Raw genomic sequence first — 10,844 nt, forward strand, 5'->3', positions numbered from 1 at the left:
CTCTTAATTGGTTCCATCATTGTGGCATCTGCTTTGAGCCTTTTAGGTAGCTTCTTTTGTGGCGGGTTTGATCGCAATTTGCTGTAAGTTAGAGATCAATAAAGTCCCAGACTATCTCAAACAAATTCCACAGGGAACAGTATTACTCTATCCATTGATTTTAGGCGATCAGTTGGAGATAATTTTCTTCGCGCCCAACAGTCTCCCCATCAGTCGCACCGTTAAGATCTCCAAGTCTAAGCTTGAATCATTGATCACTGAATATAGATCTGGGTTGCTTGATGCTGGTTCTGAGGATGTCAAGGATGCTTCTAAAGCTCTCTATGATGTGCTGATTAAACCGATTGAAGGCGAACTGATTACAGCCAAAGCGGAGACAATTCTTTATGCTCCTGATGGCATATTACGCTATGTTCCCCTTTCCGCTCTCTATGACGGTAAACAATGGCTTGCAGAAAAATATAAGGTTAGTAACCTGATCGCCTACAGTCTCTCCGACTTTTCTCCACAGCCAAAAAACCAACCCAATATTCTCGCGGGAGCATTTGGAGGCAATACAGGCACGAAAAAGTTTGGACAAAGTGCATTGCCTGACACACTTACTGAAGTTCAAGCGATCGCAAGTTCTTTCCCAAACTCAGTAACTCTCACCGAAGACAACTTCAGTCGCCAAGCGATCGAGTCTAAATTCAAAAATCACAACATTCTCCATCTTGCTACCCATGCTGAGTTTAATACTGGTTCACCTGATAACTCCTTCATCATTTTTGGCAATGGTGACAAAATCCGTCTCGGTGAAATCGCTGATTGGCAGATCCCAAATATCGATTTGATTATATTGAGTGCTTGTCAGACTGGAGTCGGCAAGCTTGGCGATGGGGTAGAAATCTTGGGTTTTGGTTATCAAGTCCAAAAAGCTGGTGCAAAAAATGCGATCGCTTCTCTCTGGTCTGTCAGTGATGAAGGTACTCAAGTCCTAATGGAAGCTTTTTATCGCGAACTCAAAAAAGGCGATGTCACTTCCACTGAGGCTTTACATAGAGCGCAAGTTGCTCTGATTAAATCACCAAAATACAACCATCCCAATTATTGGTCAGCATTTTTTGCGATCGGCAATGGATTGTAATTAAATTTAGATTAAATGGAGATTAGAATGAATTATCGCAATATTATCATGATGGCTCTAGTCGCTTTAGTTACAGCTTGTTCGACACCGCCTACGAAATCTTTAGAGAATTCTAAACCGCTACAGGAACCCATTGCAGAATCATCTGAAATCAAAGCGAAAGCTACGACTAGCTCTACTAGCAACCAAAGCAATAGTATCTCAACTGAAAATCCAAGTCCAGACACCAAAAACTCAGAAGTTGAGAAACAGAATAATTCTAAACTTCCTATAGTATGTGGGAAAGAGGAATATAGAAGTTTCTTTGAAGATTTTGTTCGGGGTAAAGATTTTCAAGGTAATGAAATACGCTATACCTTTACCTCACCCTACGTGCAGGTTAGAGATTATCGAGATCCTAGCAAGCTTTTAGAAACGATGAGTAGAAGAAATGATGAGTTCAGCATTAGCCTCAGAGATTATCGATGGGTACAGCTAGTTCCTGCGGATGCTTATACTCCCTACACTCGTCTGAAAATCGATATTTCTAGAGTTGATGATAAAACCTTTCGCGTAGATTACATCAAAGCCCAATATCAATATTCAGGCAATGATAAAGATCAAGAAGAGCACCTTGTTAAAACCTATGGAGATCCTAACGCTTATATCTTTGAGCATCGCAATGGCTGCTGGAATCTGACCCAAAAGTTACAATCATCTACGCGATCGCAGATTGGACCAAAAACGGAAGGTCAAATCGCCATTGAAGCTATTTTAAAGAAACAGATGCTTTACGATGATCTACGGACTGCATTGCTCAAGAATGGGTGGCTACCTGTGATTACTCGCGACTGCAAGAGCAATGTCGGAGGGGAAGGCGATATCTGTGACAAAACCCCTGAGTTGGATTCTTGTAGTGGCGATGGATATTGTCTGATGCATTTTGCCCATAAAACAGATAACTTGAAGCTATCGATAACTACCTATGGCAGAGCACCTTACGTGACTCAATGGGGATTTAGTAATCTTAAAAACTCTGAGGGGTTATAGGTTGAGCTTGTTGTTGCAAAATTTGTAACGCTGCTTGTTTTTCCTTTAAGTGGTCATAAAGTGAATAGTATTGCAACCAGAAATGAGTCGAAGCCATATTATCTATAATTTGATAAATTAATTTGTAAAGCAATGAAATATAGAACTTGGAACGTTTTGTTTGGGTTGAGCATAGCGATCGCTTACATGTCTAGTACAATTTCGCCTGCTAAAGCCCAGTCACTCTTGGATTTTCAACCCAAACAGCAAACTACTCCTAAGCAAATCGACAGCCTCAAGGACATAGGAACTAGTCTTGATGGCTTTATCCCCAAAAAGTTGCAGGAGTCAGAATCACCGATGGGAAGCAATCGGGCGATTATTGGCGAAGATCAACGCCTGCCAATGATGAGTCGCGAATATCCTTGGTCAACGGTTGGCAAGATCGTGATGGTTAGCAAAGATAAGAAGGAGTATTCTTGTACAGGAACTTTAATAGGCAAGTCGCTAGCGATCACTAATGCTCACTGCGTATACGATGAAAGTGGAAAGCTATTTCCCAATATCTACTTTTTGCCGAATTTAATTAATGGACGATTGCGGACAAAAAACGATGTTGCTTCGGTGCGAAATGTCTGGGCTGGTACGAGAAAACCTAATTGGAACTCGGCAGATGATTGGGCGATTGTAGAATTGGATAAGCCTTTGGGTGAGAAATATGGGTTTCTCAGATGGAGAACGGTTCCAGTAGCATTGCTAGAAAGATATAAAAATCGTCTAGCCGTAGCAGGCTATTCAGGTGACTATCCCGATCCTAAGTCCTATAGTGGACCAGAATTTTCTGCGGGCAAGGGCTACACCGCAGGGGTACATTTAAAGTGTAGTGTGCTGGGTGAGCGTGAGGGAATGCTGGTACATGATTGTGATACTAATCCAGGGGCTTCTGGTTCGGCATTAATTAGTAAGATCGATGGAGTCTATCAAATTATCGGGCTTCACGCCATAGGACGAAGAGATCGCAATGGTCGCGGCGTGGAAAACTACGCTGTGCGGATTGGTCGGATTGAAGCGGCCTTGAACAAAGGTAAGTAGATGCGCTTAATTAATTACAAACCCAAGCCCATAAGGGTTCGCCCCTGCGGGCGAACCCTTATGGGCTTGGGAATTTATTCTGCACAGGTATTTAAGTATTCAGCGAGTTTTTTATGCGTAAGATTGTTAGTATTGCGATTTTGACTTTGTTAATGGGGTTGCCCATCCAAACTGTGGTGAGCGAAATAGCGATCGCCCAAGTATCCCCAAATCGCCAAGCTGAGGCAGATCGACTCGCAACTCAAGGGAGTCAACTAGCTCAAGCGAAGAATTACTCTGAAGCCATAGCCGCCTACGAAAAAGCGCTACAAATTTATCGCGAGATTAAAGATCGCAGTGCCGAGTCGGTGATGCTCAATAATATTGGGCTGACTTATTTCAGGCAAAAACAGTATCAAAAAGCAATAGAGTTTCATCAACAATCCTTAGCCATCAAAAAGCAAATTGGCGATCGCAAAGGTGAAAGTACTTCACTTAGTAATATTGGCGTTGTCCATTACCATCAAGGGCAGTTTGAGAAAGCGATCGATTTCTTTCAGAATGCCTTAGCAATTAGGCAACAACTCGGAGATAAAAAGAGTGAAGTAACTTCGCTCAGTTATCTAGGCAATGCTTATCGCAAGCTGAAACAATATCAAAAAGCGATTGATATCTATCAGCAAGCTTTGGTGATTGTGAAGCAATTAGGCGATCGCAATGAGGAAAGTACTGTGCTTGGCGATCTGGGCAGTGCCTATAGAAACTTAGGGCAGTACCAAAAAGCCGTTGACTCCTATCAGCAAGCTCTAGCCCTTTTTAGGCAAATCGGCAACGCTCAATCAGAGGGCTATGCTCTCAGTGATCTTGGCGATGTTTACCGCAGTTTAGGACAGTATCAGCAATCAATTGATTCGTATACTCTTGCCTTAGCCGTTGTCCGCAAGCTCGGCGATCGCAACAGTGAAAGGAGTTTGCTAAACGATTTGGGAACCGCGAATATGATCGTGGGACAGTATGCTAAAGCAATTGAGTTTTACCAAAGTTCTTTGATGCTGGCGAAACAGTTTAAAGATCTTAATGGCGAAGGAAATTCACTGATTGGGATTGGTAATGGCTATAACAGTCTGAGTCAGTACCAAAAAGCGATTGAATTTTATCAGCAAGCCCTAGTTTTGAAAAAGCAAGAAGGCGATCAACAAGGTGAAGCAAAGTTATTCGGCAACTTGGCTAATACCTACAACTATCTGGGTGATTTAAAAAAATCAATTGACTTTAACCAGCAATCTATAGACATTTTCAAAAAAATTGGCGATCGTGAAGGGCTTGGCAAGTCGCTGAACAATATTGGTAGTGCTTATGGTAGTTTGGGTGACTATCCTAAAGCGATTGACTTCCATCAGCAATCCTTAGCCATAGCCAAACAACTTGGCAATGTCAGTGGAGAAGCAACAGCATTCAATAATCTCGGTACTATCTATCGCAATTTAGGACAAGTCTCGAAGGCGATCAATCTATATCAACAGGCTTTAGCAATTAATCGGAGCAATGGCGATCGCGATGGTGAAGGGCTATCACTCGGCAATCTAGGCAATTCTCAAATGAGTCTTAGCCAGTATTCAAAAGCTGCTGACTTCTACCAACAAGCTTTAGCCATCTTTAAGCAAAATGGCGATCGCAATAGTGAATCAAAATCCTATAATAATCTAGGCTATGCCTTTTCTAATCTCAATCAACCTGAATTAGCAATTCTCTATTACAAACAATCAATCAATATTCGCGAATCAATTCGCAAAGATATTAAAGGGCTAAGTAAAGAAGAGCAAGCGTCCTATCTAGAAACCGTTGCATCTACGTATAAAACTCTTGCGGGCTTACTGCTCAAACAAGGACGAATCATGGAAGCATTACAGGTTCTCGATTTGCTCAAAGTCCAAGAACTCGAAGACTATCTCAAAAACATTAAAGGTAGCGATCGCACTGCGCAGGGAGTGAAGGTTCTAGAACCTGAAAAAGCTGCTAGCTCTCAACTAGCTACTATTAGCACCTATAAAGCTGCTGAACTTAATCTGCAACTTGCGAACCAAATACAGCAACTGCCTAAATCAGAAATCAACAAAGTTCCAGACTATCTCCAAAAGATTCCTCAAGGAACAGTTTTAATTTATCCGCTGATTTTAGGCGATCGCCTCGAAATTATCTTCTTCTCACCCAACAGCCTTCCGATTAGTCGTACTGTTAACATCTCCAAAGACAAGCTAGAAAAATTGGTGACAGAATTTAGGGCGGCTCTCATTGATGAAGGCTCTGAAGACTATCGAGAACCTGCTGCTGCTCTTTATAACTTGCTAATTAAGCCCATTGAAGCAGATTTAACTCAAGCTCAAGCGAGAACTATTCTCTATGCTCCCGATGGCATCCTCCGTTATATCCCCCTCGCCGCTCTCTATGATGGCAAACAGTGGCTCAGTGAGAAGTACCTAGTTAGTAATCTCATTGCCTACACGCTCTCTGACTTCTCACCTAAGCCCAAATTGTCACCAAACATCCTCGCAGGAGCCTTTGGTGGTCAAGCTGGTGAGAAAAAGTTTGGACAGCAAGCTTTACCTGCAACGCTCAAAGAAGTGGAAGCGATCGCAAGTTATTTCCCCAACTCAGTGACGCTGCTAGAAAATAACTTCAGTCGCCAAGCTGCCGAAGATAAATTCAAAAATCATAATGTGCTGCACTTTGCGACTCATGCCGAGTTTAATACTGGTGCGCCAGACAACTCTTTTATCATTTTTGGCAATGGCGACAAAATCCGTTTAAGCGAACTGACCGATTGGCAGATCCCCAATGTGGAGTTGATTGTACTCAGCGCCTGCCAGACTGGTGTGGGTAAGCTGGGTACTGGTGTAGAGATTCTGGGCTTTGGTTATCAAGTTCAGAAGGTAGGCGCAAAAAATGCGATCGCTTCTCTCTGGTCTGTCGATGATGCTGGGACGCAAGCACTAATGGAGACTTTTTACAAAGAACTCAAAAAAGGTGATATTTCGCCAACTGAGGCATTAAGCCAACTGAGGCATTAAATAGAGCGCAAATTTCTCTAATTAAATCATCGAAGTTCAATCATCCCAAATACTGGTCAGCTTTCTTTGCGATCGGTAATGGGCTGTGAAACAAACTATGATTCTAGAAAAACGCCTATCTTGCGAAACTTTTGATAGCGTAGCTCTTGTAAATCTTCCACTGGTAATTTACTTAGGCGATCAAGATTCTCGACGATTGCGGCTTTCAGATTTTCAGAAGCTTTTAATGGCTGTCGATGTGCCCCACCTAGAGGCTCATCAATCACATAATCGACAATGCCTAAACGCTTCAGATCGGGAGCCGTAATTTTTAAAGCTTCAGCTGCTTTTCCTGCTTTTGCAGCGTCGCGCCAGAGAATAGCCGCACAAGCCTCAGGAGTCGCTACGGTATAAACCGAGTTTTCAAACATCATGATGTGATCGCCAATGCCGATCCCCAAGGCTCCGCCCGAGCCGCCTTCTCCAATCACCGTGCAGATAATTGGGACAGCTAACCCAAACATTTGCCGTAAATTTGCCGCGATCGCCTCGCCTTGCCCCTGCTCTTCTGCCGATACTCCAGGATATGCCCCAGGGGTATCAATCAGGGTAATAATCGGCAATTTAAACCGATTAGCATGATCCATCAGTCGCGCCGCCTTGCGATATCCCCCAGGAGAAGCCATACCAAAGTTGCGGGTCATGTTGTCTTTGGTATCTCGCCCCTTTTGATGCCCCAAAATTACTACAGGGCGATCATTTATTCTAGCGATACCACCCACTAATGCAGGGTCGTCATTGCCCCTGCGATCGCCATGTAGCTCCATCCACTCATCAGTAATCGCTTGCACATAGTCAAGGGTGCTAGGACGACGAGGATGCCTCGCGATCTGCATTCGCTGCATTGCGCCTAGACCTGTAAAAATCTCACGCCGCAAAAGCTCGGCTCGTTGCTCTAAAAGTTGGATCTGCTCAAACATATCCACATCGTTGTCATTCGCGAGTTCGCGGATTTGGGCGATACGGTTTTCTAGTTCAACAATGGGCTTTTCAAAGTCAAGCAGGATTTGGCGATCGGCCATGATGCAATTTTGTATAGTAGATACCAATTCTCAGATTAGCAGACAAAGGGCTAGTTAGTAGCGTTTGTAAAACCCATATCAAATTAGAAAGCTTTCATTTCTTGTCGATTGACTGCGTTTACTAGACGCTTAGTTTCACCTTTTGCTTCTGTGAGTAGATCATTCCAATCATCTGGAGGGTGACCATTTTCGAGCATCTTTTTAAAAACTCGATAGGCATCTGTATTGCTTTCATAGGCTCGCTTAGAACCCTCATCATTTACCCAAGCAAAAATAATAATTTTGCTCTCCAGATGATATCGAAAAAATAATCGGTACTGCTGAAAAAATTTTGCTCGAAACCAATGCTTATACTCGCTGCCAAGCGTCGCACCTTGGCGATATTCGCTACGGGTGGGATCTTGAGGAATGACATCAAATGCTAATTTAGCGATCGCGGCTAGGCGCTTTGTGGCATTTTTCTGTTTGTAATCATTGGGATACTTCTGGCGTAATCCTTCAACTTGTTTTAGAAGTTCTTCAAACTGATTCAAAAACAAAGGATGAGCAAATATGTTCCATCCATTAATTACTAGCGGCTGATTGGTAGACAAATCTATTCATCCTCATCCGATAGCGGTACATCTAGATTCAGCTCAACATCAGCCACCAGAGCTTGAACACGATTGACCAAATCAGAATTTAAAGCTTGTAAATGCTGGGGATTTTTCTCAATATCTTGAGCCAAAAAATTCAGAAATTGACCAATAATGGGATCGTTCTCGGTTTGGTCAGCACGCGAAATCACGACTCGACCATCTGGCTCAATGGTATAGAAAATTTTATCGCGTTTATTTAAGCCCAGAGCTTTACGGATCGGATCAGGAATTGTGGTCTGATAGCGATCGGTAAGCGTAGATTCTGAACATGGAGCTAGTATTACAGTCATAGCAATTTTTGACGGTTAATGCTGTACCAAAAGTAATGCATTTGCATTGTCTTGTCAATGAAATGCCCATTTGAAGTGCAAAGCAATATATAGTTGAAGATAGGTTTTGACTAAGAAATGTAATGGCGCAAACACTCGAAGCGGATGTAATTGTAATTGGCTCAGGGATTGGCGGTTTAGTCACCGCAACGCAATTGGCAGCGAAAGGGGCAAGCGTAATTGTCCTTGAGAGCTACTTGATTGCGGGGGGGAGTGGCGGCTACTTTGAGCGCAATGGCTACCGTTTTGATGTGGGCGCATCGATGATTTTTGGTTTCGGCGATCGCGGTACGACTAATCTCCTCACCCGTGCGCTGGCGGCGGTAAATATGAAAATGGAGACGATTCCCGATCCAGTGCAGATCCATTACCATTTGCCGAATAATCTGGAAATTGAGGTGCATCGCGATTATGAAAAATTTCTACAAGAATTAGGTGATCGCTTTCCCCATGAGCGTGAGGGGATTCGTAAGTTTTACGATGAATGTTGGAAGATTTTTAATTGCTTAAATGCGATCGAGTTGTTGTCCCTCGAAGAATGGCGCTACTTGATGCGCGTATTTTTCCAGAATCCCTTGGCTTGTTTGGGCTTAGCGGCTTATTTGCCCCAAAACGCAGGAGATATCGCTAAAAGATATATTCGCGATCCAGAGTTGCTGCAATTCATCGATATGGAATGCTATTGCTGGTCAGTGGTTCCCGCCGATCGCACTCCTGCAATTAATGCAGGAATGGTGTTTAGCGATCGCCATTATGGAGGAATTAACTATCCCGTCGGTGGCGTGGGCAAGATTGCTGAAAAACTGGCGGAAGGTTTAGATAAAGCGGGTGGAGAAATTCGCTATGGGGCAAGAGTTACTCAGATTATTCCCAAAGCAAAGTCTGGCAAAGGTGCGATCGGTGTCAAACTGGCGAATGGCGAAGTTCTCTATGCTAAGAAAGTCGTTTCCAATGCCACACGCTGGGATACCTTTGGGAACTTACTCAAGGATGAGCCTTTGCCCAGTGGCGAGAAAGGATGGCAATCACGCTATCAAAAATCCCCTAGTTTCCTAAGCTTACATCTCGGTGTAGAAGCTTCTGCTATTCCCGAAGATGCAGCTTGTCACCATATCTTGCTCGAAGATTGGAACGATATGCAGAAAGAACAAGGTACGATTTTTGTATCGATTCCCACGCTCCTCGATCGCTCCCTTGCGCCTGAAGGCTATCATATCGTACATACCTTTACGCCTAGCTGGATGCGTGAATGGGAAGGTTTATCTGCTTCGGAATATGAAGCAAAGAAAAATGAAGCGGCGAGAAAATTATGCGATCGCCTGTTAGCAATTTTCCCGAAACTAGAAGATTGTCTCGACTACCAAGAAGTCGGTACACCACGCAGCCATCGCCGCTTCCTCGGTCGTGCGGATGGAACCTATGGACCAATTCCTGCGGGTAAGCCTTTAGGTCTTTTGGGAATGCCTTTTAATCGAACTTCGATTCCTGATTTATATTGCGTTGGCGATAGCACTTTCCCAGGACAAGGTTTAAATGCCGTTGCCTTTTCAGGCTTTGCTTGCGGTCATTTGGTTGCTTCCTCTTTAGGGCTTGTATAAAATTATGAGGAATAAATTTTATCTCTTGTTTTTGAAATTCCAATATCTGATTGCGCGATTGTAACTATACGGAAGAGGAGGTATACTAACTAGTAACGATAACTATATTCAACTAATAGCTCGTAAACTTCACCCTTAATTTAACTATGGATTGGCAATCTCGAATTACCCTGAACCCAAATATTCTAGTTGGTAAGCCTGTCATCAAAGGAACAAGAATTGCAGTTGAATTTATAATTGATCTTCTTGCTCAAGGCTGGAGTACTGACGAGATTTTGCGTAATTATTCAGGCATTACCGTTGTGGATATTCAAGCCTGTCTCTATTATGCCAGTGCTTCTCTCAAAGCCGAAAAAGTTTATGCTATTGCGGCTTAGTTCATGAATTTCCTTGCCAATGAAAATTTCCCCTTTGATGCTGTTGAAGCGTTGCGACAAGATGGACATGACGTTGCTTGGATTAGGGTTGACTCTCCTGGAATCTCTGATCCAGAAGTTTTGAGTCGTGCCCAAGCAGAAAAACGTATTCTCTTAACCTTTGATAAAGATTTTGGAGAATTAGCTTTTCGGTCAAAATTGCCCGCTACAACTGGCATTATCCTATTTCGGATTAAAGCACCATCTGGAGCCGTGGTAGCTGAAAAAGTTGCAAGAGTGATCGCCATGCGCGATGACTGGTATGGGCATTTTAGCGTTATTGAGGATGATAAAATTAGAATGAGAGTTCTTAAGAATTAAGGTGATAGTGTTATACCAAAACACAAAGAAGAGGCAACAGATGATATAAGAGAAAAAGGAGAAAGAGGATAAAAAAATGGCAGGGGTATATAGATTAGAAATAAGTGAAAGCGAAGAAGATCTAAAAGAGATGCTAGGGCGGCAGAAAACAGGCTCAGATAAAGAACGAGTGCAAGTATTGTACTTACTGAAAAGCAAGCAAGTTGGT

The 10,844-nt window shown here is 43.0% G+C and carries 11 protein-coding genes; 8 read left to right on the forward strand and 3 right to left on the reverse strand.

Annotated elements, in window-relative coordinates; translation table 11 throughout:
* Positions 1–58: 58 nt before the first annotated feature.
* From CQ839_RS24140 to CQ839_RS26105, 5 genes are all read left to right on the forward strand, one after another.
* Positions 59–1,126: a CHAT domain-containing protein gene (locus tag CQ839_RS24140; protein WP_103670857.1), complete on the forward strand. Its 1,068-nt coding sequence runs from the start codon at positions 59–61 to the stop codon at positions 1,124–1,126.
* A gap of 27 nt (positions 1,127–1,153) precedes the next feature.
* A complete protein-coding gene (locus CQ839_RS24145) occupies positions 1,154–2,155 on the forward strand; it encodes a hypothetical protein (RefSeq protein WP_146048806.1) in 1,002 nt (333 codons plus the stop codon).
* Positions 2,156–2,287: 132 nt separating this feature from the next.
* The gene (locus CQ839_RS24150) at positions 2,288–3,226 is read left to right on the forward strand and encodes a serine protease (protein WP_103670859.1); all 939 of its coding nucleotides are present in this window, start codon (positions 2,288–2,290) and stop codon (positions 3,224–3,226) included.
* Positions 3,227–3,339: 113 nt separating this feature from the next.
* Positions 3,340–6,273 (forward strand): tetratricopeptide repeat protein, encoded by a 2,934-nt coding sequence (locus CQ839_RS24155; protein WP_103670860.1) that lies wholly within the window; start codon positions 3,340–3,342, stop codon positions 6,271–6,273.
* A gap of 20 nt (positions 6,274–6,293) precedes the next feature.
* On the forward strand, positions 6,294–6,362 hold the full coding sequence (locus tag CQ839_RS26105; protein WP_374937758.1) for a hypothetical protein: 69 nt from the start codon (positions 6,294–6,296) through the stop codon (positions 6,360–6,362).
* 6 nt (positions 6,363–6,368) lie between these two features.
* On the opposite strand, the gene CQ839_RS24160 is transcribed toward CQ839_RS26105, so the two are convergent.
* The 3 genes from CQ839_RS24160 to CQ839_RS24170 form a co-directional block, all read right to left on the reverse strand.
* Positions 6,369–7,334, reverse strand: a complete 966-nt coding sequence (locus CQ839_RS24160) for an acetyl-CoA carboxylase carboxyltransferase subunit alpha (RefSeq protein WP_103670861.1) — start codon at positions 7,332–7,334, stop codon at positions 6,369–6,371.
* Positions 7,335–7,417: 83 nt separating this feature from the next.
* Positions 7,418–7,927 carry a type II toxin-antitoxin system YhaV family toxin gene (locus CQ839_RS24165; protein ID WP_103670862.1) on the reverse strand — a complete coding sequence of 170 codons (510 nt, stop codon included), beginning with the start codon at positions 7,925–7,927 and terminating at the stop codon, positions 7,418–7,420.
* 2 nt (positions 7,928–7,929) lie between these two features.
* Positions 7,930–8,262, reverse strand: coding sequence for a type II toxin-antitoxin system PrlF family antitoxin (locus tag CQ839_RS24170; RefSeq protein WP_103670863.1), 333 nt, complete (start codon positions 8,260–8,262; stop codon positions 7,930–7,932).
* Positions 8,263–8,384: 122 nt separating this feature from the next.
* Here CQ839_RS24170 and crtH point away from each other — a divergent pair, with 122 nt between their 5' ends.
* The 3 genes from crtH (at position 8,385) to CQ839_RS24185 (ending at position 10,636) form a co-directional block, all read left to right on the forward strand.
* The gene (gene crtH / locus CQ839_RS24175; RefSeq protein ID WP_103670864.1) at positions 8,385–9,899 is read left to right on the forward strand and encodes a carotenoid isomerase; all 1,515 of its coding nucleotides are present in this window, start codon (positions 8,385–8,387) and stop codon (positions 9,897–9,899) included.
* A 146-nt stretch (positions 9,900–10,045) separates the two neighbouring features.
* Positions 10,046–10,276, forward strand: coding sequence for a DUF433 domain-containing protein (locus CQ839_RS24180; protein WP_103670865.1), 231 nt, complete (start codon positions 10,046–10,048; stop codon positions 10,274–10,276).
* 3 nt (positions 10,277–10,279) lie between these two features.
* Positions 10,280–10,636, forward strand: a complete 357-nt coding sequence (locus CQ839_RS24185) for a DUF5615 family PIN-like protein (protein WP_103670866.1) — start codon at positions 10,280–10,282, stop codon at positions 10,634–10,636.
* Positions 10,637–10,844 lie beyond the last annotated feature (208 nt).

The sequence above is a fragment of the Pseudanabaena sp. BC1403 genome (assembly GCF_002914585.1).
GTDB lineage: Bacteria > Cyanobacteriota > Cyanobacteriia > Pseudanabaenales > Pseudanabaenaceae > Pseudanabaena.